Origin of the sequence: Nocardia sp. CA-128927, from assembly GCF_050955855.1 — a bacterium.
In the GTDB taxonomy this organism is placed as follows: domain Bacteria; phylum Actinomycetota; class Actinomycetes; order Mycobacteriales; family Mycobacteriaceae; genus Nocardia.
The window spans coordinates 197,341-223,758 of sequence record NZ_CP192087.1 but is presented as its reverse complement, the minus strand read 5'-3'; the positions used below and the strand labels follow the sequence as shown (position 1 = coordinate 223,758).

23 protein-coding genes are annotated in these 26,418 nt (G+C 66.9%); 16 read left to right on the top strand and 7 right to left on the bottom strand.

Features of this window, described 5'->3' with window-relative positions; all coding sequences use genetic code 11:
* Window positions 1–405 precede the first annotated feature (405 nt).
* Both ACQPW1_RS01100 and ACQPW1_RS01095 read right to left on the bottom strand, forming a co-directional pair.
* Window positions 406–1,206 carry an HAD family hydrolase gene (locus ACQPW1_RS01100; RefSeq protein ID WP_433665579.1) on the bottom strand — a complete coding sequence of 267 codons (801 nt, stop codon included), beginning with the start codon at window positions 1,204–1,206 and terminating at the stop codon, window positions 406–408.
* A 551-nt stretch (window positions 1,207–1,757) separates the two neighbouring features.
* Window positions 1,758–3,281: a hypothetical protein gene (locus tag ACQPW1_RS01095; protein WP_433660913.1), complete on the bottom strand. Its 1,524-nt coding sequence runs from the start codon at window positions 3,279–3,281 to the stop codon at window positions 1,758–1,760.
* A gap of 159 nt (window positions 3,282–3,440) precedes the next feature.
* Here ACQPW1_RS01095 and ACQPW1_RS01090 point away from each other — a divergent pair, with 159 nt between their 5' ends.
* The 8 genes from ACQPW1_RS01090 (at window position 3,441) to ACQPW1_RS01055 (ending at window position 13,416) form a co-directional block, all read left to right on the top strand.
* Window positions 3,441–4,418 carry an ABC transporter permease gene (locus tag ACQPW1_RS01090; protein WP_433660912.1) on the top strand — a complete coding sequence of 326 codons (978 nt, stop codon included), beginning with the start codon at window positions 3,441–3,443 and terminating at the stop codon, window positions 4,416–4,418.
* Window positions 4,415–5,335 carry an ABC transporter permease gene (locus ACQPW1_RS01085; protein ID WP_433660911.1) on the top strand — a complete coding sequence of 307 codons (921 nt, stop codon included), beginning with the start codon at window positions 4,415–4,417 and terminating at the stop codon, window positions 5,333–5,335. The genes ACQPW1_RS01090 and ACQPW1_RS01085 overlap by 4 nt, the downstream gene beginning before the upstream one ends.
* Window positions 5,332–7,212, top strand: coding sequence for an ABC transporter ATP-binding protein (locus ACQPW1_RS01080; RefSeq protein WP_433660910.1), 1,881 nt, complete (start codon window positions 5,332–5,334; stop codon window positions 7,210–7,212). The genes ACQPW1_RS01085 and ACQPW1_RS01080 overlap by 4 nt, the downstream gene beginning before the upstream one ends.
* Before the next feature lie 12 nt (window positions 7,213–7,224).
* Window positions 7,225–8,913: an ABC transporter family substrate-binding protein gene (locus tag ACQPW1_RS01075; protein WP_433660909.1), complete on the top strand. Its 1,689-nt coding sequence runs from the start codon at window positions 7,225–7,227 to the stop codon at window positions 8,911–8,913.
* A gap of 68 nt (window positions 8,914–8,981) precedes the next feature.
* Entirely contained in the window at window positions 8,982–10,631 is a 1,650-nt protein-coding gene (locus tag ACQPW1_RS01070) for an ABC transporter family substrate-binding protein (RefSeq protein ID WP_433660908.1), read from the top strand.
* A 32-nt stretch (window positions 10,632–10,663) separates the two neighbouring features.
* Window positions 10,664–12,346: an ABC transporter family substrate-binding protein gene (locus ACQPW1_RS01065; RefSeq protein ID WP_433660907.1), complete on the top strand. Its 1,683-nt coding sequence runs from the start codon at window positions 10,664–10,666 to the stop codon at window positions 12,344–12,346.
* A complete protein-coding gene (locus tag ACQPW1_RS01060; RefSeq protein ID WP_433660906.1) occupies window positions 12,343–13,005 on the top strand; it encodes a hypothetical protein in 663 nt (220 codons plus the stop codon). The genes ACQPW1_RS01065 and ACQPW1_RS01060 overlap by 4 nt, the downstream gene beginning before the upstream one ends.
* 3 nt (window positions 13,006–13,008) lie before the next feature.
* Entirely contained in the window at window positions 13,009–13,416 is a 408-nt protein-coding gene (locus tag ACQPW1_RS01055) for a hypothetical protein (RefSeq protein ID WP_433660905.1), read from the top strand.
* Between the two features lies 1 nt (window position 13,417).
* Here the strand turns inward: ACQPW1_RS01055 and ACQPW1_RS01050 are convergent, their stop codons facing one another.
* A complete protein-coding gene (locus tag ACQPW1_RS01050) occupies window positions 13,418–14,872 on the bottom strand; it encodes an NF041680 family putative transposase (RefSeq protein ID WP_433658095.1) in 1,455 nt (484 codons plus the stop codon).
* A gap of 128 nt (window positions 14,873–15,000) precedes the next feature.
* Here ACQPW1_RS01050 and ACQPW1_RS01045 point away from each other — a divergent pair, with 128 nt between their 5' ends.
* From ACQPW1_RS01045 to ACQPW1_RS01025, 5 genes are all read left to right on the top strand, one after another.
* Window positions 15,001–15,834, top strand: coding sequence for an MFS transporter (locus tag ACQPW1_RS01045; protein WP_433660904.1), 834 nt, complete (start codon window positions 15,001–15,003; stop codon window positions 15,832–15,834).
* Between the two features lie 54 nt (window positions 15,835–15,888).
* Window positions 15,889–16,611, top strand: coding sequence for a FadR/GntR family transcriptional regulator (locus ACQPW1_RS01040; protein WP_433660903.1), 723 nt, complete (start codon window positions 15,889–15,891; stop codon window positions 16,609–16,611).
* Window positions 16,612–16,634: 23 nt separating this feature from the next.
* A complete protein-coding gene (locus ACQPW1_RS01035; RefSeq protein ID WP_433660902.1) occupies window positions 16,635–17,351 on the top strand; it encodes a sterol desaturase family protein in 717 nt (238 codons plus the stop codon).
* A 219-nt stretch (window positions 17,352–17,570) separates the two neighbouring features.
* A complete protein-coding gene (locus ACQPW1_RS01030; protein WP_433660901.1) occupies window positions 17,571–17,780 on the top strand; it encodes a heavy-metal-associated domain-containing protein in 210 nt (69 codons plus the stop codon).
* A 29-nt stretch (window positions 17,781–17,809) separates the two neighbouring features.
* Window positions 17,810–18,778: a hypothetical protein gene (locus tag ACQPW1_RS01025; RefSeq protein WP_433660900.1), complete on the top strand. Its 969-nt coding sequence runs from the start codon at window positions 17,810–17,812 to the stop codon at window positions 18,776–18,778.
* A 199-nt stretch (window positions 18,779–18,977) separates the two neighbouring features.
* On the opposite strand, the gene ACQPW1_RS01020 is transcribed toward ACQPW1_RS01025, so the two are convergent.
* Complete coding sequence (locus tag ACQPW1_RS01020) at window positions 18,978–20,036, bottom strand: RNA-guided endonuclease InsQ/TnpB family protein (RefSeq protein WP_433660899.1); 1,059 nt, start codon at window positions 20,034–20,036, stop codon at window positions 18,978–18,980.
* Between the two features lie 89 nt (window positions 20,037–20,125).
* On the opposite strand from ACQPW1_RS01020, the gene ACQPW1_RS01015 reads away from it, so the two are divergent.
* Window positions 20,126–22,378: a heavy metal translocating P-type ATPase gene (locus ACQPW1_RS01015; protein ID WP_433660898.1), complete on the top strand. Its 2,253-nt coding sequence runs from the start codon at window positions 20,126–20,128 to the stop codon at window positions 22,376–22,378.
* Window positions 22,379–22,426: 48 nt separating this feature from the next.
* On the opposite strand, the gene ACQPW1_RS01010 is transcribed toward ACQPW1_RS01015, so the two are convergent.
* Complete coding sequence (locus ACQPW1_RS01010) at window positions 22,427–22,555, bottom strand: hypothetical protein (RefSeq protein ID WP_433660897.1); 129 nt, start codon at window positions 22,553–22,555, stop codon at window positions 22,427–22,429.
* 115 nt (window positions 22,556–22,670) lie between these two features.
* Window positions 22,671–23,561, bottom strand: coding sequence for an NAD(P)H-binding protein (locus ACQPW1_RS01005; protein WP_433660896.1), 891 nt, complete (start codon window positions 23,559–23,561; stop codon window positions 22,671–22,673).
* A gap of 86 nt (window positions 23,562–23,647) precedes the next feature.
* On the opposite strand from ACQPW1_RS01005, the gene ACQPW1_RS01000 reads away from it, so the two are divergent.
* A complete protein-coding gene (locus ACQPW1_RS01000; RefSeq protein ID WP_433660895.1) occupies window positions 23,648–24,517 on the top strand; it encodes a hypothetical protein in 870 nt (289 codons plus the stop codon).
* A 101-nt stretch (window positions 24,518–24,618) separates the two neighbouring features.
* Here ACQPW1_RS01000 and ACQPW1_RS00995 read toward each other — a convergent pair whose 3' ends face one another.
* Window positions 24,619–25,770 carry a helix-turn-helix domain-containing protein gene (locus tag ACQPW1_RS00995; protein ID WP_433660894.1) on the bottom strand — a complete coding sequence of 384 codons (1,152 nt, stop codon included), beginning with the start codon at window positions 25,768–25,770 and terminating at the stop codon, window positions 24,619–24,621.
* A 182-nt stretch (window positions 25,771–25,952) separates the two neighbouring features.
* Here ACQPW1_RS00995 and ACQPW1_RS00990 point away from each other — a divergent pair, with 182 nt between their 5' ends.
* Window positions 25,953–26,198 carry a hypothetical protein gene (locus tag ACQPW1_RS00990; RefSeq protein WP_433660893.1) on the top strand — a complete coding sequence of 82 codons (246 nt, stop codon included), beginning with the start codon at window positions 25,953–25,955 and terminating at the stop codon, window positions 26,196–26,198.
* Window positions 26,199–26,418 lie beyond the last annotated feature (220 nt).

The following is a 26,418-nucleotide window of genomic DNA, read 5'->3' as shown; positions in this document are numbered from 1 at the left end:
GGGCGGCGACCGCGCTCGTGCGCGCACCGTCACCGCGCGCACCTTCTAGCGCCCCGCGCACACACCAGCAGGCAAACCCCTGCGCGGCAAGCAAATTCGTGCGCGCGAGACCCCCGTGACACTACGGATCCGCGCGAGGCGAGGCCGCTGCGGGGCGGCGACTGCGTTCATGCTCGCGCCGTCAGCGCGCGCACGTTCCAGCGCCCCGCGCACACGACGACTGGCAAATGCATGCGCACCAAGCGAATTCGTGCGCGCGAGGCCAGGCAGCGGCGGTGCGGATTCGCGCTGGGCAGTCCCGAATCCTGGGTAGACATCAAGATCATGGGGAACTGGTCCAGTTCCGCTCTCCCGCGATGCCTGCACCTGTTCCCCCTGAGCTTGTGGAGCGGCGACGGCGACGGGTCAGATCCACCAGCGTTCGAGGATGCGGGCGACGCCGTCGTCGGAGTTGGATTCGGCGACCTCGTCGGCGGCGGCCTTGGCTTCGGGGTGGGCGTTTGCCATCGCGACGCCGTGGCCGGCCATGGTGAGCATGGGGACATCGTTGGGCATGTCGCCGAAGGCGACGATGTTGGCGGACTCGACGCCGAGGCGCTGCGCGACGATCGCCAGACCGGAGGCCTTGGTGACGCCGGGGGCGGACAGTTCGATCAGTCCGTGCTCGGTGGAGTAGGTGATGTCGGCGCGCTCGCCGATCAGCGGGGCAAGGACGGTGCGCATGTCGGAGCTTCGTGCGCCGGGTAGTCGGATCAGCATCTTGATCGCCGGGGCGTCGATGACCTCGTGCCGTGCGACCGTGGTGTCGTCCGGATTCAGCCAGGCATGCTCGTACAGCGGGGAGCTCACGAACTGCGGGGTGACCGCGTCGTGCGCGCTCTCGCCGACCCGCTCGGCCGCGAGCCCGCACCCCGGCAGCGCCTCCTCGGCCAGGTCCGCGATCCAGGCCAGCGTCTCCACGTTCAACGTCATGCTGGCCAGCACCCGATCGGTGGCGCTGTCATAGATCACCGCCCCGTTCCCGCACACGCACAGCGGCGCATAGCCGAGCCCGTCGACCACCGGATCGATCCAGCGCGGCGGCCGTCCGGTGGCGAGCACGAACGGCACACCATCCCCGATCAACGCGTCCACCGCCGCCTTGGTGCGCGCGGTGACCCGCTCGTCGTGATCGATGAGGGTGCCGTCGACATCGGTCGCCACCATCTTCGGCTTGGGCAGGTGCAGGAGGGTCACCTATTCCATCCTGCCGGACAACCGTCTAGTCGTGGCGGGGGTATCACCAGGAACGTGACCATCAGCCGCCCCGAGCGGTCAGGCGAACCTGCGGAATCCGCCCCACGCGAGCACGGATGCGGAGCCCAGCACCCGCCGCCACCGACGGACTCGAGGCGATGGTGTGCCCAGAGCCGCGGCACCGGATTACGCAGGCGGTGGCCCGGCGACCTGATCCCGCGTGCCGCTACATCGACTGCCGACACGCCCGGGGCTGCGTGCGCCGATAGGCCACACGACCGGGCTCAACACCCAGGGCTACGACTGCGGCTGACGCCAAACGGTGTCATCCGCAGGCTGCGGTGGTGCAGCGGGATCGGGCGGCGGCACCGAAATGGTGGCCGCAACACCGTCTCGTCGTTGCGCCCGATGGCAGCTGTGGCCAGGCGACCTCATCCGGCGTGCCGCAACACCGACTGCCGACACGCCCGAGGTTGCGTGCGGCAACCGGCCACACGACATGGTCACTCGACACCCCAGGGCTACACCGGCGGCTGACGCCAAACGGTGTCATCCGCAGGCTGCGGTGGTGCAGCGGGATCGGACGGTGGTGCCGAAGATGGTGGGCGCAGCAACGTCTCATCGTTGCGCCCAATGGCAGGCGGTGCCGACGCGGCGCCGACTTGCGGCTCAGACGGTGGTGCCGAAGACGGTGGCCGCAGCAACGTCTCATCGTTGCGCCCAATGGCAGGCGGTGCCGGTGCGTCCCCGGCTTGCGGCTCGGACGGCGGCCACGCGACTTGGCCGTTCGGTGCCGCGGCACCCGGCTGCGCAGGTGCACCCCAAGCGCCTTGCGGCACGAACGACTGCCCCGCGATCGGATCCGGCGAGGGACCGTGTTGCACCGGCGTACCCCAGGCGGCTTGCGGTGCGGCCGACTGCCCGTTGAACTCATCAGTGGTTCCCGCAGCGCCAGATATCTGCCAAGCCTGACCTGACTGCGCGGATGTACCCGAGGCAGCTTGTGGCGCCGAAGGCTGCTGCCAGGAGGCCTGAGCAGCGCCAGGGGCTTGCCCGGGTTGCTGCCAGCCCTGATCAGGCTGACCCCACGCAGCTTGCGGTGCGGAGTTCGGCTGCGGCCCATTGCCCTGAGCGCTGGCAGGCGGCTGCTGCCAGGAGGCCTGAGCAGCGGGCACAGAGCCACCGGCTTGTCCCGGCTGCTGCCAAGCCTGACCAGGCTGACCCCACACGGCTTGCGGTACAGAGTTCGGCTGCGATCCATCGACCTGAGCAGCGGGCGCAGGACCGGCTTGTCCCGGCTGCCAGCTCGGTCCGGGCTGGGCCCATGCGGTTTGCGGTGCGGCCGACTGCTTGTCGGCCTCGGCAGTGGGCACCGCAGCTGCGGGTTGCTGCCACTGGCCGGGCGGGCCCCAGGCAGGCGGCTGTCCATCGACCGGAGCCGCCACACCGGGCTGCATCGGCGGCCACGGCTGGCCGGGCTGCGGACCCGGGTACGGGTAGCCGTACTGCTGAGGGACTGCGGCGACCGGGGTGTGTGCCAACCAGCGGCTTGTCATGGGGAGCAGGGCGAGTATCGCGGTGGCGACGGGGAAGATCAGACCCAACAGGCCGCCGACTCCGCCGGTGAGGGCGCCGTAGCTGTCCGACGAGCTGTCGTGGGATCGGGTGAGCGCGAATCCGACGCCATCCGAGACGATCACCGCGACACAGCCGACGACGACGAGCAGCCGACCGAACGTTTTCCTGCTGAACATCGCGACCGCGCCGACCGCGAGCACGATGGCGGCCACGAGCGCGATCGCACCGGACACGATGGCCCACGTCTGGAACCAGTCCTCGGAAAGCAGTCCGGTCGTGTCGTAATCATCGAGTTCCCACCCGATCAGCCCGAACGCCAAACTAATTCCGCCACCGAACAATTCACCGACGCTGCCGACACACGCCAGCACCCCGGCGGTGATCGCGGTCGCCCCGCTCGGCGCCGACATTCCGGTCGCATACGCCGGATACGGGTTGTACCCACCCGGATATTGCGGATAACCCATGACTCCCCCTTCGTCGCGTCGAACCGACCGCGCACGCGTGTTCCGCAAGAATAAAGGACATGCCCGGCCCCGCGTGACACGCGCGTCCGGGTCTTCGTCCTTATGATCAGGGGCTAATACTCGACGCTGGTCCGTCCAGCCGAAAGACCACGAGGACTGATGACCGGCTTCCTGCTACGACGCGCGCTTCACTATGTCGTGCTGTTGCTGCTGGCGTCGTTCCTGACATTCAGCTTGGCGTCGCTGACGTTCCGCCCGCTGGACAGTCTGGAACAACGCAATCCGCGCCCACCGCAGGCGGTGATCGATGCCAAGGCCGAGGAGTTACATCTCAACGACCCGATCCCGCAGCGCTATATCACCTGGCTGAAAGGGATACCGCAAGGGGATTTCGGGAAGACCCTGGCCGGGCAGCCGGTGAGCCAGGAGTTGCCGCGCCGGGTCGCGGTGAGTCTGCGGCTGCTGATCATCGGATCTTTGGTCGGCACGGTTCTCGGTGTCTTGATCGGTGCGGCCGGTGCGATCAGACAGTACAAATTCAGCGACTACTTCACCACGATCATCTCGCTGCTCGTGCTGAGTACTCCAGTGTTCCTTCTTGCGACACTGTTGAAATACGGTGCGCTGGAAATCAATTCGCTGACCGGGTCGCAGATATTCCTTTACACCGGGGAGACCTCGGCGAATCGGATCGACGGATTCTGGCCGCAACTGCTCGACCGGGTCCAGCACCTGGTGTTGCCGACGGCCGGTCTCGCGCTCGGCGGCATGGCGGGCTACAGCCGCTACCAACGCAACGCGATGCTCGACGTGCTGCAGAGCGATTTCATTCGGACCGCCCGCGCCAAGGGCCTGTCCCGCAGCAAGGCGTTGTACAAGCACGGCCTGCGCACCGCGCTGATCCCGATGGCGACGCTGTTCGCCTACAGCCTGCTCGGCTTGATCACCGGCGCGACGTTCACCGAGAAGATCTTCGGCTGGCACGGCGTCGGTGAGTGGCTGGTCGATTCGATCAACGCCCAGGACCTCTACCCGGTGGTGACCGTGACCGCGTTCGCCGGGCTGGTGGTGCTGGTGTCCGGCCTGCTCTCCGACGTCGTATTGGCCCTTCTCGATCCCCGGGTGCGTGTCCGATGACCGAAGCCGAAATCATCGTCCAGGGCGCCCCCGAGCCCGCCGCGGCGGGCCGGAGCAAGCTGGTGCTGCGGCGGTTCCTGCGCAACAAGCCCGCAGTGATCGGCGGGCTGATCCTGATCGTGCTGTTCATCGCCAGCTACGCGTTGCCGCCGCTGCTGAAGTACGACTACCAGCAGCTGGACTACACCGCCCTGCTGAAACCGCCGAGCGGCAGACATCCGTTCGGCACCACCCAGATCGGCCAGGACGTGCTCGCCCAGACGCTGCGCGGCATGCAGAAGTCGCTGCTGATCGGCCTGTGCGTCGCGCTCATCTCCACCACCATCGCCGCCACCGCGGGCGCGACCGCCGGGCTGCTCGGCGGCTGGACCGACCGCGCGATCATGTGGCTGGTCGACCTGCTGCTGGTGGTGCCGAGCTTCATCATCGTCGCGCTGTTCGCGCCGCGGACGAAGGGCAGCGGTTCGATTCTGCTGCTGATCCTGCTGCTCAGCGTGTTCGGCTGGATGATCAGCGCGCGCATCGTGCGCGGCCTGACGCTCAGCCTGCGCGACCGCGAATTCGTCAGGGCCGCAAGATATATGGGCGCGCCGACGCGCACCGTGATCATCAGCCACATCCTGCCGAACATCGCCTCGATCCTGATCATCGACACCACGCTGGCGGTCGGCGCGGCGATCATGGCCGAAACCGGGCTCAGCTTCCTCGGTTTCGGTGTGCAGCCGCCGGACGTCTCGCTCGGCTCGCTGATCGCGTCCGGCACCAAGTCGGCGCTGACCTATCCGTGGCTGTTCCTGTTCGCCGGCGGCCTGCTGATCACCATCGTGTTGTGCGCCAACCTGGTCGGTGACGGACTGCGCGACGCATTCGACCCCGGCGCCAAGCGGGCGCGCTCGAAGAAGAAGGCAAAGGTATGACGGGCGCTGACCCCACCGAGAAGGTCGTGGTCGAGAAGAACTTCACCGCACCGCTGCTGGAGGTCACCGACCTTCGCGTGTCCTTCCCCAGCGAGGAGGGGCGCATCGAGGCGGTACGCGGGGTCAACTACACCGTCTCCGACGGCGAAGTGCTCGCCATCGTCGGCGAATCCGGCTCCGGCAAGTCGGTGTCCTCGCTCGCGGTGATCGGCCTGCTGCCCGAGCAGGCCCGGATCGGCGGCTCGATCCGCCTACGCGGCCGCGAGCTGCTCGGCCTCGGCGACCGCGAATTGTCCAGGCTGCGTGGCAGTTCCATCAGCATGGTGTTCCAGGACCCACTCTCGGCGCTGACCCCGGTGTACCGGGTCGGCGAGCAGATCGCCGAAGCCCTACTGGCACACGGCAAGCTGAGCCGGTCCGAGGCGACGGCCCGGGCGATCGAGCTGCTCGGCCTGGTCGGCATCCCGGAACCTGCGGTGCGCGCCAAGGCCTTTCCGCACGAGTTCTCCGGCGGCATGCGCCAGCGCGTGGTCATCGCCATGGCGATCGCCAACGATCCCGCGCTGATCATCTGCGACGAACCGACCACCGCGCTCGACGTCACGGTGCAGAAGCAGATCCTGAACCTGCTGCGCAAGGCGCGTGACATCACCGGCGCGGGCGTCATCATGATCACTCACGACATGGGCATCGCGGCCACCCTGGCCGACCGGGTCGCGGTGATGTACGCCGGAAAGATCGTCGAAACCGCCACCACGACAGAACTTTTCAACGCCCCGCGGATGCCGTACACGGTGGGCCTGCTCGGCTCCATCCCGCGGATGGACCGCCCGGCCCGCCAGCCGCTGATCCCGATCGTCGGCGCACCGCCGGCCATGCACGCGCTGCCGCCGGGCTGCTCGTTCGCGCCGCGCTGCCCGATCTCGATCGATGAATGCCGGGTCGCCGAACCACCGTTGGAGAAGACCAACCCCGGGCACTCCGCCGCCTGCATCCGCACCGCCGAGGTCGGCACCGACGACCTGTTCGAGGCCTATCGGCAGGAAGTCACCGAGCCGAGGGTCGAGGCCGAGGTCAGCGACCAAGTGGTGCTCAAGGTTTCGGAGCTGGTGAAGACCTTCCCGATCACCTCCGGCATCCTGTTCAAGCGCCGCAAGGGCGAGATCCGCGCGGTCGACGGCATCAGCTTCGAGATCCGCGCGGGCCGCACACTGGCCCTGGTCGGCGAGTCCGGTTCCGGGAAATCGACGACGCTCAGCCAGATTCTCGACCTGGTCCGGCCGGAATCGGGCACCATCGAGATCATGGGCAGCGACGTCGCGACCCTGACCAAAGCGCAGAAGCGGCAGATCCGCCGGACGATGCAGATCGTCTTCCAGGATCCGACCGCGTCGCTGGACCCGCGCCTGCCGATCTTCGACGCGCTGGCCGAGCCGATGCGCATCGACGGGCGCCCGCGCGACGAGATCAGCCGCCGGGTACCGGAACTGCTCGAACAGGTCGGCATGCGCCGCGATCACGCCGAGCGCTACCCCGCCGACTTCTCCGGCGGTCAGAAGCAGCGCATCAGCATCGCCCGCGCGCTCGCGCTGGACCCGGAGATCCTGGTGCTCGACGAACCGGTGTCGTCGCTGGACGTCTCCATCCAGGCCGGCGTGCTGAACCTGTTGCGCGACTTGCAGGTCGAGCGCGGACTGTCCTACCTGTTCGTCTCGCACGACCTGTCCGTGGTGCGCAATCTGGCCCACGACATCGCGGTGATGTATCGCGGCAAGATCGTCGAATCCGGTCCGGCGGAACAGATTTTCGCGGACCCTCGACACGAGTACACGCGCGAGCTGATCGACGCGGTGCCCGTTCCGGCCGTCAGCCGATAGAAGGAGAGTGCGATGCCGATCCGAGCAAGCCGAATGACGGCACTGCGATGGGCGATACCGGTGGTCGCACTCGGCCTGGTCGCGTCGGGCTGCGGCTCGACCGACAACGGCTCGACCACCGGTGTGTCCAGCGCGATCGGCACCACCAGCGATATCAATCCGAAGGGCGTCGACGAGCTGCGCGATGGTGGCAACCTGCGGCTGGCCACCACCGCGTATCCGGCGAACTGGAACACCCTCTCCACCGACGGCAACGACGCCGACATCGCCGACATCGAACGACCGTTGATGCCGCGCGCCTTCGATACCAACGCGGCGGGCGAGCTCAGCGTCAACCACGACTACTTCACCGATGTCGCGCTGACCAACACCAGCCCACAGCAGGTCACCTACACGATCAATCCGAAAGCCGTGTGGTCCGACGGCAATCCGATCACCTGGGAGGACATCCGCTCGCAGGCCAAGGCGCTCGACGGCACCGACAAACGCTTCCTGATCGCCATCACCGTCGGCTTCGACCGGGTGGAGAAGGTGGAGCGCGGCATCGACGACCATCAGGCCGTCATCACGTTCAAACAGCCCTTCACCGAATGGCGCGGCCAGTTCGCGGGCAACATGTCGCTGTTCCCCAAGTCGGTGACCGCCGACCCGGAGATGTTCAACAAGGGTCTGGTCGACGCCATGGGACCGACCGCGGGTCCGTTCCTGGTGCAGTCCACCGATCGCGGCCAGGACCGAATCGTATTGGGCCGCAACCCGAATTGGTGGGGTGCCAAGCCGAAGCTCGACACCATCACCTGGAGTGTGCTCGACCGCAACTCCTGGGTCGGTGGTCTGCAGAACAACGAGCTCGACGCGGTGCTGCTGGCCAACCTCGATGACGCGACGACCGTGCGGAAGTCCTCCGGCATCGTCATCCGGCGGGCACCGGGTAATCGCTGGCGGCACATCACCTTCAACGGCGCACCGGGCTCCATCCTCGCCGATCCCGCTGTGCGCGTGGCGATTTCGAAGGCGATCGATCGCCAGGGTATCGCCTCCGCGACCCAGAACGGGCTCGTCGAGCAGCCGAAGCCGCTGAACAGCCACGTCTTCCTGGAGGGACAGGCGGGCTACCAGGACAACAGCCTCGGCTTCGACCCGGCCGCCGCCGCAAAGGAACTCGACGCGCTCGGCTGGAAACTCAACGGCGACACCCGCGAGAAGGACGGCCGCAAGCTGGAAATCCGCGACGTGATGTACAAGGACGACACCTGGGTCCAGATCGCGCAGATCGTCCAGCAGAACCTCGCGCAGATCGGCGTCAAGCTGACCATCGACACCAAGCCGGGCGCGGGCTACTTCACCGACGTCATCATCCCGGGTGACTTCGACGCCGCCCAGTTCATCTTCGTCGGTGACGCGTTCCCGCTGAGCAGCATCCCGCAGACCTACGGCTTCAACCCCGGCGACTGGCAGAACAACTTCGGCCACATCGGTTCTCCCGAACTCAACACCCTCATCGATCGCACCATCTCGGAACTCGATCCGAAGAAGGCGATCGAGTTGGCCAACGAGGTCGACCGAAAGGTGTTCGAGGAGGGCCATTCTCTGCCGCTGACCCAGTCCGAAGGTAACTGGGGCGTGCGCGCGAATATCGCCAACTTCGGGTCGCCGGGCTTGGCATCGTACGACTACACCAAGATCGGATTCGTGAAGTGAGCCAAGCCGTACAACACCGTCGAACGTCGCTGTGGAGACGTTCGGCGGCAACACGATTCGCCGTTCCGATGGTCGCGCTCGGCTTGCTCGTGAGCGGTTGTGACAGCTCCGACGACAGCAGTCATGCCCAGGGTGAGACCGGTGCGCTGAGCACGACCAACGACATCAACCCGAAAGCGCGCGACGAACTGCGCGACGGCGGCAACCTGCGACTGGCGACCTCGGCGATTCCGGAGAACTGGAACACGCTGACCATCGACGGCAACGACGCCTCGATCAACAGCATCCTCCGGCCCGCGATGCCGCGCGCCTATCGGACCGATGCCGCGGGCAAGTTGTCGATCGACACCGACTACTTCACCGATATCCAGCTCACCGGCACCAATCCACAGGTCGTCCGCTACACGATCAACCCGAAGGCGGTGTGGTCCGACGGCTCGCCGATCACCTGGGAGGACATGCGCTCTCAGGGCGCGGCGCTGAGCGGGACGGACAAGCAGTTCCTGATCGCGCAGTCGTTCGGCTTCGACCGCGTGGAGAAGATCGAACGCGGCGCCGACGACCGGCAGGCGGTCATCACGTTCAAACAGCCATACTCGGAATGGCAGGGGCAGTTCGCCGGTGAAGGGTCGCTGTATCCCAAATCGGTGACCTCGAATCCGGAGGCGTTCAACAAGGGCCTGATCGATGGGGTCACCTTCACCGCGGGGCCGTTCATCGTGCAGAACGTCGATCGCACCCAGCGCCGCGTCGTCCTCGGCCACAATCCGAAATGGTGGGGCGACAAACCGAAGCTCGACACCATCACCTTCAGCGTGCTCGATCCCGCCGCGATGATTCCCGCGTTGCAGAACAACGAGATCGACGCGGTCGGGCTCGGCACCCTCGATGACGTGAAGACCGCGCGCAGCACCCCCGGCATCACGATCCGCCGGGCGACCAGCAACTTCTGGGGCCATCTGCGCTTCAACGGCGCACCGGGTGCCATTCTCGCCGATCCCCAACTGCGCATTGCCGTTTCGAAGGCCATCGACCGGCAGGGCATCGTCACCGCCATTCACAACGGCATGATCGAGAATCCGAAACCGCTGAACAATCACGTCTTTCTGGCGGGTCAGGTCGGCTTCCAGGACAACTCGGCGCCGATCGCGTACGACCCCGCCGCGGCCGCGCGGATGCTCGACGACCTCGGCTGGAAGCTCAACGGCGACGTGCGGGAGAAGGACGGCCGCAAACTCGAGATCCGCGACGTCATGCTCAACAGCCAGGGCTGGATTCAGATGGCGCAGATCATGCAGCAGAACCTGGCCCAGGTCGGTGTCAAGCTGATCATCGACACTCGGCCGGCCCAGGGTTTGTTCACCGACGTCATCCGGCCGGGCAATTTCGATGTCGCCCAGTTCTCCCTCGTCGGTGACGCTTTCCCGATCGGCGATCTCGCCCAGGTGTTCGCGTACAACCCGAACGACCTGCAAGGCAATTACGGCCGGATTGGTTCGCCGGAGTTGAACGCGTTGATCGAACGCACCATCTCCGAACTCGATCCGCAGAAGGTGATCGAACTGGCCAACGAGGTGGATCGGAAGATCTTCGAGGAAGGGCATTCGCTGCCGCTCTATCAAACGCCGGGCAATGTGGGCGTCCGCGCCGAACTGGCCAATTACGGGGCGGCCGGGCTGGCCTCCTACGACTACACCACAATCGGTTTCGTCAAGTGACTACGCAGCATCCCTGCGGGAAGGAGCGAAACATGCGAGTTCGTTCATGGACAACGCGATTGGCGATTCCGCTGGTCGCCATCGGGTTGATCGCGGCAGGATGCAGCTCCGACGACACCAGTGCGCCTGCGGGTTCCACCGATGCGCTCGGGACTACGAACGACATCAATCCGAAGGATGTCAGCGAGCTGCGGGACGGGGGGAACCTACGGCTGGCGCTCAGCGCGCTCCCGCAGAACTGGAACGGGCTCACCAACGACGGCAACGACTCCGACACGGCCGCCCTGTTGCGGCCGACCATGCCGCGCGCATTCAAAACCGATGCGGCGGCCAATCTTTCGGTCAACACCGATTACTTCACCGATATCCAGCTGACCGCCACCGAGCCTAAGCAGGTGGTCACCTACACCATCAATCCCAAGGCGGTCTGGTCCGACGGCGCGCCCATCACCTGGGAAGACATTCAGTCGCAAGCACACGCGATGAGCGGTGTGGACAAGTCGTTCCTGATCGCGGCGAATGCCGGCTTCGACCGGGTGGAGAAGGTCGAACGCGGTGTCGACGATCGGCAAGCGGTCATCACCTTCAGCAAGCACTACGCCGATTGGCGTGGACAGTTCTCGGGCACCACGTTCTTCTTCCCCAAGTCGGTCACCGCGACGCCGGAGGCTTTCAACAAGAGCCTGCTGCAGGATCCCGGGCCGAGCGCGGGACCGTTCATGGTGCAATCCGTCGACCGGTCGCAGGGACGCGTGGTGCTCGGCCCCAACCCGAAGTGGTGGGGCGACAAACCGAAGCTCGACACGATCACCTTCAGCGTCCTCGACAACTCGGCGCAGCTGCCTGCCCTGCAGAACAACGAGATCGACGCCGTCGGCATCGCCAGCCGAGATGAACTGAAGACCGCGCAGAACACCGCGGGGATCGTGCTTCGCCGAGCGCCGGGCAACCAGTGGTCGCATCTGACGTTCAACGGCGCGCAGGGCTCTATCCTCGCCGATGCCAAACTGCGGGTGGCGATTTCGAAGGCCATCGACCGGCAGGCCATCGCGACCGCTACGCAGAACGGCCTGGTCGAGAACCCGAAGCCGATGAACAACCACGTCTACCTGGCCGGCCAGGAGGGCTACCAGGACAACAGCCTCGGCTTCGATCCGGCCGCCGCGGCAAAGGAACTGGACGATCTCGGGTGGAAGCTCAACGGTAATGTCCGCGAAAAGGACGGCCGCAAGCTGGAAATCCGCGATGTCATGTACAACCAGGACGTCTGGGTGCAGATCGCGCAGATCATCCAGCAGAACCTCTCCCAGGTCGGCGTCAAGCTGAACATCGAGACCAAGCCGGGCAACGGCCTGTTCACCGACGTGATCATTCCGGGCAATTTCGATGTCGGGCAGTGGAGTTGGGTGGGCGACCCGTTCCCGCTCAGCAGCCTCTCGCAGATCTGGGGCTACAACCCGGATGACGTGCAGGGCAACTACGGCCGGATCGGCTCGCCCGAGCTCAACGCCCTGATCGAGCAGGCGGTGTCGGAGCTCGACCCGAAGAAGGCCATCGAACTGGCCAACCAGGTCGACCGCAAGATCTTCGAGGAGGGGCACTCGCTGCCGCTCACGCAATCACCGGGCAATATCGCGGTCCGGAACAACCTGGCGAACTTCGGTGCGGCGGGCCTGGCCACCTACGACTACACGAAAATCGGCTTCTTGAAGTGAGTTTCGGATCGGGCCTGCCCCTGGCCTATCCGATCAGCGTGACGGTCGGCGCCCTGGCGATATGCCTCGCCTGGGCGCCGTTCGGCGATGTGGACCAGGTGGCGGCGTTGGCGACGGTAGCGCTGGGGATCGTCGGATACTCGGGATACCGGATCGCTGTTGCGCAGGGACTTCTCGCGTTCTGGCCCGCGGGAACGGCACGCACCGTGGGTATTTCCCGAATTCGGCAGCAGCATCGGCTGGTCAGCCGGTCGTGGTTGGAGATCAGCGGGACCGGGCGACCTCGTTGGCTCCCGGTGTATTTCGACTCGGCATTGATGAGCATGACCGAAACGCGGGCTGAGCTCACGGACCGGACGATCCACGTCGCGGGGGTTCGCCTTTACCCCTCCGGCCGCATTCGCAGCACGGAACCGCCAGGGCGACTCATCGACAACCCGTCCCGACCCGACCCGGATGGCCCCGCGCTCACCACCACCGCGACTCGCACGCGCCGACGTCTGCTGCTCGATGCTCAATCCACCGTTGCCGCACCGTTCGCCGCGCTCATGTGGATCTACGTCGACGGCGGTGACTTCACCACCTTTCTCGCCGCCACCTGCGTCGCGGCCGCCACTGCGCTCTGGTTGTCCGCCATTCGTGGCTCCGATCCGAGCTGAGCTTTGATCGCGCAGTCCACGGTTGTAGAAGCGAAACTGCCCAAGGACTTTCATCGACTGTGGGCTGCTTTCACGGTCAGTCAGCTCGGAAGTTCGCTCAGCGCAGGCGCATTGCCGTTGCTCGCGATCATCGTGCTCGGGACGTCGGACTTTCGTATTTCGCTGCTCGCGGCGCTGTCGGCCGTGGTCAGTGCGGTGATCGCGTTGCCGCTCGGGCCCTTTGTCGAGTTTCGCCGCAAACGTCCGGTGATGATCGGCTCGGATCTGCTGTGCTTCGCGGCTCTTGCGACGGTTCCGGTGGCGATGGCGTTCGGGGTGCTCAGTTACGGGCAGCTGTGCGTTGTGGCGACCGTCCAGGTGCTGGGGACGATGGTATTCAGCGCGGCCAGCGGGGCGCACCTCAACTTGTGATTTAACCTGCCCGCCTCGGCTTGGTGCCCTTCTTGTGGTGGGTGGGGCGGGTGTGCGCCTGGCCGGTAGCCAGGATGAGTCCGACGTCGTGACGGGTGGCGCGCTGGCGGTTTTTCGAGCCCGTGGGGCGTCCTGGACCCGGCTGGGTGAGTTTCGGTGCAGCCGTGGGAGATCCGGTCTTCGTGCGGATGTAGCGAAACCCGCGCCGCACTCTTGCTGGTGTAAGTCTTTGTGGCTCAGCGGGTTTCTCCCACGGGCGTCGTAGGTCTTCGGCGAGTGGCCGGGTCAGCCGTAGCTGGGTGTAGGCCACCAAGGTCAACCAGGTCCATCGGTCGGCTGCTTGCGGGTCGCGCAACTGCGGGCGGGTCCATCCGAGGGTTTGTTTCCACATGCGGAATGTGTGCTCGATATCGAAGCGGCGCAAGAACATTCGCCAGCATCGGTCCACATCGTCGGCGGTGGCCTCGACCCCGGACCACCACAGCCACACCGGTTTGTTCACCCCGCCGCTGGGCAGATGCTCGACCCGTAGCCGGATCACGGTGCCTTCGATGATCGGCAGTTCGCCCTCGTGAGTACTCCAGGCCGAGCGGCGGGTCAGCATCGGATGAACACGATCCCACGCCTGGACGGCCGCGGTTCCGTAGAGGCGGGTGTCGGTGCTGGTCACGACGTCCTCACCGCCCCAGGTGCTGGGATCTTTGAACACGAACTCAGCCCCGTGTTTGGGCGGGCGTCCGCCGGCCGGGTTGTGTCGGTGTTCTCCGGCCGCGCGGCGCAGCACCCGGTCTGAGCGCATGCGGGCCAGGATCTGCACCGGCAGATCACGCAGCAGGTAGGCGATGCGCGGGGCGTCGTAGCCGGCGTCGAGCACGAACAGCATGCGCGGGTCCTCCTCGCGCCACTGACCGGCGGCGATAAGCCGCTGCGCGAGGTCGCGGATCTGGGCGGTGGTCACCGCGGCGAGGTCGGCGCCGGGTGCCAATCGCTGCGCATCCAGCGGCGCGGTCCATGAGGTGCGGCCGGTTTCGAGGGCAGCGATGATCGAGTACGGCCAGCCGGGGATCATCTGATGCTCGTTGCGGCCACGTCCGTAGGTGTGGCAGAAAGACCGATCCGGGCACGTCGCGCCATCCGGACGCAACCATGGTGAGACGTCGACGGCCATCACCAGGCGCCCACCGGCCGCCCTCGGCAACCGCACACCGGCCAAAGCCGTTCGGAGACGTTCGATTTCGACCTTGCCGTGGTTCACCGCGTCGTAGAGGGCACCGTGTCCGCGGCGGTGTTCGGGCGCGAGGGACAACCCGACCAGCGACCGGACCGGCCCGTCGGTGCACAGCACCGCCTCGCACAGCTCGAACAACGCATCCGCCCGCGCGGTCAGGCAGTCATAAAAGCCCTGCCGGAACGCTACAAGTTCCCCGAGCGCGCTGCCGCGCCCGCCATCGGTCATACTGATCAATGCAGCCCTTGTCTGAAGTTCCTTGTGTCGCAACAGGAATCATCAGCCAAGGGCTGCTTGCATGATCAACCGGGGTCACACCACCGGCTCGCACTGGTTAAATCACAAGCAAAGCGCTTGTGCCAGAACCTCTGCTGACGACCGCGAACAGTCGATTCGAGACGACGGCCTGGACCGTCGCCGGTCTGGGTGCCCCGATCGGCGGCGTGCTGATCGGGATGTTCGGCGCGGGGGCCACCGTGCTGCTCGATGCCGTCAGTTTCTTGTTGTCCGCGTTGGGGATTCGCTCACTGAAGCAACCCGAGCCGCCACCGCCGGTCGCGCAGGTCGAGCGGCACTGGGGCGCCGACATCCGCGTCGGGTGGGCCTACATCTTTCGGCATCGCACGCTGCACGCGCTGTTCTGGAACGCGATGGTCTTCGGCGGGGCGATCCGGCTCACCGGGCCACTGCTGGCGATTCTCATGCTGCGCGAGCTCCACCTCGTGCCGTGGCAGTACGGGGTAGCGCTTGGTATCCCCTGCTTCGGCGGAATCATCGGATCGCTGCTGACGAGCCGACTGGTCAGCCGCCTCGGCGAACGCACCGTCCTGCTCGGCTTCGGCGTGCTGCGCACGTGCTGGATGGGGTTCCTCGTACTCGCCAGGCCAGGGGTGCTCGGGCTGGTCGTCATCGTCGCGGCGGAGACCGCGCTGTTGTTCTGCGCCGGTGTGTTCAACCCGGTCTTCACCACGTTCCGCATGCGCGCGACAGCCGATGAGTACATGTCGCGAGTGGGCATCGCCTGGTCCATCAGCTCCCGCAGCTGCCAACCAGCATTCATCGCCCTGGGCGGCGCCTTGGCCACCGTCACCAGCGTCCGCTTCGCCATCGGCTGCGCCGCCGTCGCCCTACTGACCAGCTCGCTGTTACTGCCGTGGCGAGCCTGGCCCACCCGCCCACACACTACCTAGGCAAATTGGTCTGACCACTTGACCTCCTGACCTGTTTGGGCGCAGAGTGGGGGTATGGCGTTGCAACCTGTGGTCAAGCGGTCGGTGTCGGGGGATGTCTTCGAGCAGATCGCGGCGGATGTGCTGAGTGGGGAGTTGGCGCCGGGGACGGCGCTGCCGAGCGAGCGGCAGTTGGCGGAGGCGTTGGGGGTGTCGCGACCTGCGGTGCGGGAGGCGTTGCAGCGGCTGGCGGCGGCGGGGTTGGTCGCCGTGCGGCAGGGGGACGCGACGACCGTGCTGGATTATCGGCGAGGGGCGGGGCTGGAGGTTCTGCCGCGACTGCTGGTGCAGGCCGGGGAGCTGGATCCCGCTGTGGCGCGCAGCATTTTGGAGGCGCGGCTGCACAACGGGCCGAAGGTGGCCGAGCTCGCCGCGGTCCGGCTCGGCGCGACAGATTCCGCGACGGTCGGCGCGGCACTGGCAGGGAGCGTGGAAGCGCTTGCTGCGGAACAGGATCCGGTCGCACAGCAGCGGCATGCGATGGAGTTCTGGGACCACGTCGTCGACGCGGCCGACTCGATCGTATTCCGGCTGATGTTCAACATGCTGAGCGCCGCCTACGAACCGGCGCTCGCGGCGCTGGCCCCGGTCATGTCCGCCGAGGTGGGCAATGTCGAGGCCTACCGCGAACTGGCCGCCGCCATTGTGGCGGGCCGGCCGCAAGAGGCCGCCGATATCGCCCGAGCCCTGCTCGAGCCGGCGACCACCGCACTGATCGACGTCCTCGGCGGACACTGATCACGCATCACCAAGGAATCTCAATGACGAAACCCCATTCCTCCGAGCAGGATTCGGTCGAGACGAGTGCCCGCGCGCGGGTGCGCAACGACGAACGGGCACTGCGCCGCGGGCTCACGCTCGGCGCGGCGTTCCGCGAGTTCCTGCGCCATCCCTCGCCCTGGCTCATCGGCCTCACGCTGATCGCGGCGCTGGTCGGCCGAATCCTGGTCGGCGACTGGCAATTGTCCGACGCGCTGGTGCCCGCGGCGATGCTCGCGGTGTTCCCGGTCTTCGAATGGATCGTGCACGTCACCGTATTGCACTGGCGGCCACGGCAACTCGGCCCGATCCCGATCGACAGCGAACTGGCCCGCAAACACCGTGAACACCACGTCGATCCGCGCGATATCCCGCTGATCTTCATCCCGACCAAGACGCTATCGGTGCTGGTAGTCGTCCTGATCGCGTTGGCCGCCTTCGCTTTCCCCCGCCTCGGCCTCGGCCTGACGTTCCTGCTCACCATCACGGTCCTCGGCCTCGGCTACGAGTGGACCCACTACCTCATCCACACCGACTACAAGCCGAAAGGCTCGCTCTACCGCGCGGTCTGGCGCAATCACCGGCACCACCACTACAAGAACGAGCACTACTGGTTCACCGTCACCACCTCCGGCACCGCCGACCGCCTCTTCGGCACCCACCCCGACCCGGGCGAGACCGAGGCCTCCCCCACCGCGCGAAAGTTGCACGCCGGCTGACCCGACCGCCGTCAGCACGAGCCGTCGCCCTGATCCCTCAGGGCGACGGCTTTTTCATGTCGTTGGATCGCCCGCCGATAGGCCCCACCAGCCTTTTCTTTCGACTGTGAGCAGGCGCACTCCGAGCTCCACGAAACTCCATCTTGACGAAATACCCTAGGGGGGTATGGTAGCTCTCAGGAGCACGGCAGAGGCCGTCGCCGCAGAAGGAGAAACACCATGAGCACCGCGATCACCGTGACTGTCACCGGAATGACCTGCGGCGGCTGCGCCAACCGAGTTCGCGAGGGGATCGGGCGGATCGAGGGCGTCGAGGGCGTCACGGTCGACTTGCCCACCGGCCAGGTCACCGTCGACAGCACCGCCGCGATCGAGCGCGACACCATCGTCGCCGCCATCGACCGGGCCGGCTACGCCGTCACCGACTGACGCGCGACCACACGGAAACTGAGCGTCCAATGAACGCATCCACCAAGTTCGCCGGCTTCGCCCTCGGCCTGGCCGCCGTCTTCGGAATCGCCCTCGCCACCGGCGCGGCGATCGGCCCCGATCCCGCCGCCCCCGAATCACACGCTCACGACGACGGGCCTACCGCCCGACAAGACCAAGCACCTGGAGGGATGGTGGCCACCGACAGCGGATACACGCTGCGCCTCGACACCGCGCGCACCACCGCCGCGCCGAACGTCCCGCTGCGCTTCCGCATCCTGAACCAGGACGACGCACCGCTCACCCGCTACCAGCGCAACCACGACAAGGACCTGCACCTGATCGTGGTCCGGCGCGACATGATCGCCTTCCAGCACGTGCACCCCGCCCTCGGCGGCGACGGAACCTGGAGCGTCCCACTGGATCTCACCCGCGCGGGCGACTATCGAGTGTTCGCCGACTTCATCCCCGAGGGCGGCCAGAACCTGACCCTCGGCACCGATCTGCGGGTCGCGGGCAACTATGACCCGCAGCCGCTGCCGGTCGCGGCGACCACCAGCACGGTCGACGGCTACACCGTCACCCTGGACGGCACCGTCGCCACGGGTCAGGCGTCGAAGGTCACGCTGTCGGTGAGCCGGGACGGTAAGCCGGTCACCGATCTCCAGCCCTACCTGGCGGCGTACGGTCACCTCGTCGCGCTGCGCACCGCCGACCTCGCCTACCTGCACGTACACCCGGACGGTCAGCCCGGCGACGGCGTCACCCCGGCCGGACCGGGAATCACGTTCTACGTCACCGCCCCGAGCGCGGGCGACTACCGATTGTTCCTCGACTTCCAGCACGAAGGAGTGGTCCGCACAGCCGAATTCACCCTGACTGTCGGCCAGGGAGCCGCGGCGGCCGAGCCGGTGGCACATGACGGGCACGGCGGCGCGCCTACTCCCGAACCGGCACACGGCGGACACGACGCACCCGCCCCGGCGCACAGCCACTGATGGTCACGCGCGCTGCCCCGCAACGACCAAGTCTCCACTACCGTGCCCGCGCACAGAACGGAGCACACGTTAACGCTTCTCCTGTCTGAAGGCAGGAGATTTCACGCTCAGACCGCAACCGAACCAACCGCCCGAAGGAGGTGATCCGATTGTCTGACGTCCTCGACACGTGTGTGGCCGCGCTCTGCCACAGCCAGAATCACCCTGGCGGCGTTCCGATCCCGACAGGCGGTGTACCCGCAGTCGTGGCACCGGAAGGTTCGTCCCCGAGTTCGAGTCGCTGCTTGGCTCTCGCGAAGCAACTCGAACACGTCATGCTCGTATGAGCGGGCCGCACCAACACCACCCTCCGGCCGGCCCGCACACCACGCTCGACCAACTCCCGCTTCGCCGCACCAATCGCCGCATCGGCCGCTTTGCGAGCCATGGTGGACTTCGCCAGAAACCTCGGCTGGAAGTCCTCCACCGCGATCACATCATGATGATCGACAACACTTTTCGCCCAGACCCGCGAATCATGCTGGGTTTGCCGCGCCGCCTTCTTATACAGTCTCGCCGCCACTCGCGCGGCCCGCTGATACCCACCCGACTGCCGACCACGCTCGCTGCGCCGCCTAGCCATCTTGCGTTGCGCCCGAGCCAGTTCCGCCGCGCAGCGGGCGCGGTACCCCAGGTATGGCAGGTCGAACGACGGGTGGGTCGTCGTGGCTGTGGTACGCACACCCCAGTCGATGCCGATGCCGCCCTCCGCCACGGCAGCGGGTTCGACGGCACGGCGCACGACGAACGACGCGTACCAGTGTCCGAGCGAATCCCGGATTATCCGCACACTGCTCGGTTCGGATGGCAACGTCCGCGACCACACCACTGGGATGTTGATGCCTTTGGCCAGCACCAGCCGCCCGTTACTGATGCTGAATCCGCGGCGGGTGTACTCCAACGAAACCTGGGCCCTCTTGCGGGCCTTGAATACCGGTCGCCCCCGGCCCTTGACGGTGCGCGATCGAGTGAGCGCTTGCGAGTAGGTCCGCAACGTCTGCTGCTGCGCGACCTGCGATCCCACCCGCAACCACGCGTTCTGGCGGCGGGCCTCGGTCAGCAGCTTGCTCAACATGCCGAAGGTCGGCTTGTTCCCCGACTTCTGCTGGTGGACAGCCTCATTCCACAGGAACCGGCAGCGATCCCACTCAGCCAGCAACGCCGATTCCGCAGTACGGCCCGGCCGCACACGAAAGCTGTACCGCACCACCTCATCCACGCCCCACAACCTAACTGGCACCACCGACAACGAACGGAGGACAGCGCCTCCACCCCCATGAACGAGAGGGTAACCGCGCTAAACACCTGATGACCACTACGACACAACCCCCCGGCATCGGGCAGGTCGAACTGGTGATCGGCGGCATGACCTGCGCGTCCTGCGCCAATCGCATCGAGAAGAAGCTGAACAAGCTCGACGGTGTCACCGCGACGGTGAACTATGCGACCGAGAAGGCGCGGGTCGATGTCACCGGTGACGTCTCGCCGGAGGACCTGATCGCCACCGTCGAGCAGGCCGGATACAGTGCGGTACTGCCCGCGCCGAAGACCGCGACTACGGAACCCGTTGCCGCCGAGCCTGATCCGACCGCCGCGTTGCGCACCCGACTGCTGGTCTCGCTGGTGCTGACGGTGCCGGTCATCGCGATGGCGATGATCCCCGCGTTGCAGTTCGACAACTGGCAGTGGCTGTCGTTGACGCTGGCCGGGCCGGTCGTGGTGTGGGGTGCGCTGCCGTTCCACCGGGCCGCGCTGACCAACCTGCGGCACGGCACCGCCACCATGGACACGCTGGTGTCGATGGGAACTCTTGCGGCGCTGGGCTGGTCGTTGTACGCGCTGTTCTGGGGCACCGCGGGCATGCCGGGCATGAAGCACCCGTTCGAGTTCACCATCTCGCGGATGGACGGCACCGGCAGCATCTACCTGGAGGCCGCGGCGGGCGTCACCACGTTCATCCTGGCCGGACGGTTCTTCGAGGCACGCTCCAAGCGGCGCGCCGGAGCGGCACTGCGGGCGCTGCTGGAGCTCGGTGCCAAAGAGGTTTCGGTGCTGCGGGAGGGACTCGAGCAGCGGATACTGGTGGAGCAGTTGGCCGTTGGCGATCAGTTCGTGGTTCGTCCCGGCGAGAAGATCGCCACCGACGGTGTGGTGGTCGAGGGCTCGTCGGCGGTCGACGCCTCGATGCTGACCGGTGAGTCCGTGCCGGTGGAGGTCGGGACCGACGACGCGGTAGTCGGCGCCACCGTGAACGTCGGCGGGCGGATCGTAGTGCGCGCCAGCCGGATCGGCTCGGATACGCAGCTTGCCCAGATGGCGCAGCTGGTCGAAGACGCGCAAACCGGTAAGGCGCAGGCACAACGGCTGGCCGACAAGATCTCCGGCATCTTCGTGCCGATCGTGATCGCGCTGTCGATCGCGACGCTCGGATTCTGGCTCGGCACCGGCGGTTCCGTCGCGGCGGCCTTCACCGCCGCGGTCGCGGTGCTGATCATCGCCTGCCCATGCGCCCTCGGGCTGGCCACGCCGACCGCGCTGATGGTCGGCACCGGTCGCGGCGCGCAGCTCGGCATCCTGATCAAAGGTCCGGAGGTGCTGGAATCGACCAGACGGGTGGATACCGTGGTGCTGGACAAGACGGGCAACGTCACCACCGGCAGGATGACGCTGCTGGATGTCGTTGCGGCCGAAGGCGAGGACACCGGCGAGGTGCTCGCACTCGCTGGGGCGCTGGAAGATTCGTCCGAACACCCGATCGCGCAGGCGATCGCCAAGGGTGCCAGGGCGAAAGTCGGTGCGCTGCAAGCGGTCGAGGGCTTCGCAAACATCGAGGGCCTCGGGGTGCAGGGCGTGGTGGATGGACACGCGGTGATCGTCGGACGGGCCCGACTGCTCGCTGACTGGTCACAGCACCTGGACGCCGAGTTGACGCGGGCGATGCAGGCCGCCGAAGCCGAGGGTAAGACCGCGGTGGCGGTGGGCTGGGACGGCAAGGCGCGCGGCGTGCTCGTCGTCGCCGACGCGGTGAAACCGACATCCGCCCAGGCGATTTCGCAGCTGCGAGCACTGGGACTCACGCCGATCATGCTGACCGGCGACAACAAGGCCGCCGCTGCGGCGATCGCCGCACAGATCGGCATCGACGAGGTGATCGCGGATGTACTGCCGCAGGACAAGGTCGACACCGTCAAGCGGTTGCAGGCCGAGGGCCGGGTCGTCGCGATGGTCGGCGACGGTGTCAACGATGCCGCGGCGCTGGCCCAGGCCGACCTCGGCCTGGCCATGGGCACCGGCACCGACGTGGCCATCGCGGCCAGCGATCTCACGCTGGTGCGCGGCGATCTCCGCGCCGCCGTCGACGCGATCCGGCTGTCCCGCCGGACCTTGGGCACCATCAAGGGCAACCTGTTCTGGGCCTTCGCCTACAACGTCGCCGCCATCCCGCTGGCCATGGCCGGACTGCTGAACCCGATGCTCGCGGGCGCCGCCATGGCGTTCTCCTCGGTCTTCGTGGTCAGCAACAGCCTGCGCCTGCGCACCTTCCGCTCGACCGCGCAGTAACCCGACGGGACGGCACCCAATGGGTGCCGTCCCGTTCGGCGTCGCGGGCTATTGCAGGATGCCGCTGTTTCCCAATGCCATCGCGGCACTTCCGGTGCCCCACGCCGCAGCGGCGCTACCGGTCACACCCAAGAGGGCGAGCAGAGCAAGCACGATTTCGACCTTCCGTAGAGCCATTGATCAGCAAGCGAAAGTTACTGCCGCCCAACAACACTCCACAATGGTCCAGCCCGAACTCTCGGCAACCTCCCGCGCAACTGCCAGCCGATTCACAGCCGGTGATCCGGCGTCGCTACGCGATAGTTCCTCGGCCACGAGAAGCCGAGGTCGGCGCTTCGCGGAACAGCGCGGCATGGTCGGCGGCCCACTCGGTATAGGTGCGAGGTGCGCGGCCGAGGGCGCGGCGGAGATCGTCGGTGACGATGGCGTTGCCGCCGGTGCGGACATACTCCTGACCGGCGAGGGCGCCGTCGATGAATGCCTCGGACATCCCGGCGGCGCGCATATGTTCGCGGGCGGCTTCATTCGGTACGTCGACGACTTCCAGCGGTTGGCCGAGCACCTCGGCGAGCACGGCCACCTGGTCCGCGCTGGTCAGCAGGTCCGGGCCGGTGAGGGTGTAGATCTGGCCCGCGTGGTCGGACGAGAGCAGCGCAGCCGTCGCGACCGCGGATACGTCGCGCGGATCGACGACGCCCTGCTGACCGCTGCCGGTCATGCTGGGTACGGGCTGACCGTTGCGGATCGCGTCGGCCCAGCTCAGGGTGTTCGAGGCGAAGGAACTCGGGCGCAGAATGGTCCAGTCGACACCGCTCTCGCGCGCGGCCTGTTCACCGGGCAGGTGCCAGGCGCCGATCCGGCCGACCTGCTCCTCGCCGGTGCCGATGGCGGAGAGCTTCACGATGCGGCGAACTCCGGCGTCCCGCGCGGTGGTGATCAAGGTGTGGTCGACGTCGACGTATTCCGGGCCGAGGATGCCGACGATGAACGCGGCGTCGACGCCCTTCGCGGCCGCCGCGATCGAGGCCGGGTCGTGGTAGTCGCCGCGGACCACCTCGACGCCGGCGGGCAGCTGCGCCTGCGCGGGGTCGCGGGTGACGGCACGGACCTGCTCGCCGCGCGCCACCAACTGCCGGACGATTTCGCTACCGATGGTGCCCGTGGCACCGGTGATCAGAATCATGAGCCCAACGCTGCCGCCCCGACCACCTGGTTCTCTAGGAGATTTCGGCACAGCCGCCGAGCCGCGGAGTGCTTACAGTGGATTCGGTGACCACCATGCTGCGCACGGCGTCCGTCGTGACCGCCGACCTCGTCGAGACGACGGCCCCCGCGCCCGAATCGCTGCGGCCGTGGTTCACCGATCTCGGGCGCATCCCGACGGTGCGCGACCTGGCCGACTCGTTCGCACACATCCCGCAGGCCGCGACCACGATCGTGCTGCGCACGCAGGAGTCCGGACCGCGCGAGGCGCTCGTCATCGGACCGCAGACCAAAGCCCTGTACTCCCATCCGAGCAAGCCCGCAGCGTGTACGCGGCTGCGTCTTGCGCCAGGCGCGGCCCGGCCGCTGCTCGGCGTGCCCGCGGCGGTCCTCACCGATCGGGTGATCCGCCTCGCCGACCTGCCCGGCGTCGCCGCCGATCTCGCCGATGAGCTGATGGAGCTGGGCGCCGACGAGGTCTTCGGGTTCCTGGAAGATGCACTACCGCAACGCATCTCCGAGGACGCGACCCGCCGCGCACAACGCGAGGTGCTCCGCTCGGCCGTCACCGCGCTGTCAACGGATCCGAACGCCCGCTCCATGCGCGCACTGGCCAGCGACCTCGCCGTCAGCGAACGCCAACTCCGCAACCTGTTCACCGCCGGAATCGGCTTCTCCCCCAAGCACTTCGCGCGCATCGATCGAGTGCGCCGCATCCTGACCCAAGCACGAACCAAACCGTCGGCGCAATTCACCACTAGCACAAGCGATTACGAGACAACAACGTCTCTCGCACAGCTCGCCGCCGACAACGGCTACTTCGACCAATCCCACATGACCGCAGACTTCCGCACCCTCATGGGCGTCCCCCCGAGCTCATTCCTCCGCGGCGCCCTCCCCACCCCCTCCCCCTGCCGCCCACTCGACCGCATCTGACCGCCGACTTCCGGTCGCTCATGGGCACAACTCCTGACCGCTGTTTCAAAGGAAGGCTGCTTAACCCAGCCCCCAGAGAGATGACCCACGTCTGACGGCAGCTACGGCCGGTAGGTGTCCCGGAATGCTTCGCGCACCATGGCCGCATCCGCGGTGTCACGATCCTCGATGCCGGTGACCACCTCGGTCACGCGCCAGTAATTCGACGGAACCAGACGTCCGGAGATCACCGCCGCCAGTGCCACGTCCGCAGCTTCATCGGGCTTGTCGGCGGCCACCAGGGCCAGGCCCAGATCCAGATTCGCCGAAGCGATCCGGCGCGGGCGGGTGGAGGTCGCGCCGGACAGATCGGTCAGGACATGCCGGGCGTAGGACTCGGCCGCAGGATCACCGAGCCATGCCAGGGTGGTAGCCACATAGGCGTCCGACTTGGCAGGGTCGTACCGGAAATGATGCTCCGGCCGGTCGGGAACGCTGAGCCCGGACACCAGCCGGGCGACTCTGCGCAGCGCGCCGTAGGTGCCCGTGCGGTCTCCGAGCCGCGCCAGCGCGCGGCCTTCCTGAGCCGTCGCCTGAATGTGGACCGAACTTTCCTCCGGGGCAATGGATTGTGCTGCCCGCGACAGCTCGGCGGCGGCGGTGAACTCTCCGGCGGTCAGTAGCTGCCAAGCGCGCGTCTCGAGGCACCAGGCCGATATCCCCGGGTGCTGTGCTTCGTCGGCCAGCTTCCACGCCAGGTGCCCTCGAGCTGCTGCGGAAGGGGTGTCGCCCAGGTCGACATGGCAGGTACTGCCCAGCAGCGACAACCAGCCGACCGCAACAAGTAACCGGCGGTGCTGGGTCAGAGTCTTGCGGGAGTCCATGAGTCGTCCGGCGTAGCCGAGATGCTGGCGTATGCGCACGAGCAATTCGCTCGGCGCAGTCGTGGGATAGGCAGAGGCCAGGTCGTCAACGGCGAGTTCCAGCCGTTCGAGGGTGTCGCCTCCGATATCCGAGGCCGCCGCGCGCTGCATCCATTCCGCCGTCGACCGTTCGCCATCGGCCGGTTCGACGAACAAGGTCGAGCCGACTCCCAGCGCGTCGGCGTACGCGCGCACATGCTCGGCTCTGACAGTGCGCTGTCCTGTCTCCAGCAGCCCAAGCAACGCCTTGCTGTAGTGCGTGCGTGCCGCCATGGCGGACAAGCTGAATCCGGCCGCCTCGCGCGCAGCACGCAGCCGCTCACCGGTGACGTTCTCCCCGCCGGGGTCCATACGACCCACGGTAGCCGTGCGCCACCTTCGTTGTAGACGGATGTGGACAGCAAGCGGGTCCCATGACCAAAAGCGCACGCCTAGCGTCCTTTTCATGGCCTCGCCGCCGGGTACCGAACCGGCCCAGCACCGGCTCCCCGGCGGCGGGTGCCCATTGACCCCGACAGCGGAAGGGGCGGGCTGTGAAACTTCCCGCACGACGCGATGACGACGAGAACGCCCGGAAGCTCGCGCTGGCCCCCGACGACGGTCCGCAATACCTCCAGCACAGCGACGGGTCCTGGTCGCTGGTCGGCCCGGACGGCTGGCCGGTCGCGCTGGACGACTACGTCGAACCGGCCGCCGACGTGACCAGTGTCCTGGCGACCTCGACCACAGTGCTGATCGACGTGGACCCGATCACCGTGCGCGACACCGAGATCCGATGAGCGGCGGATGGGTGACGTTCGGGTGGGTCATTGTTGCTCGCGCTTCCGCTGACTGTCGGCCTGGCGGCGATTCTGTGGCCGGAGCGCATCCCGAAGGACCGGACCGTCGACGACATCCGGCGCGAATCGAAGATAAAGGCACCGACTATTGAAGGTGGGCTGCCAGTTTCCTCACCATCGCGGTGACGATAAGCCCCGCTATCGTCATACTGGAGCGGCT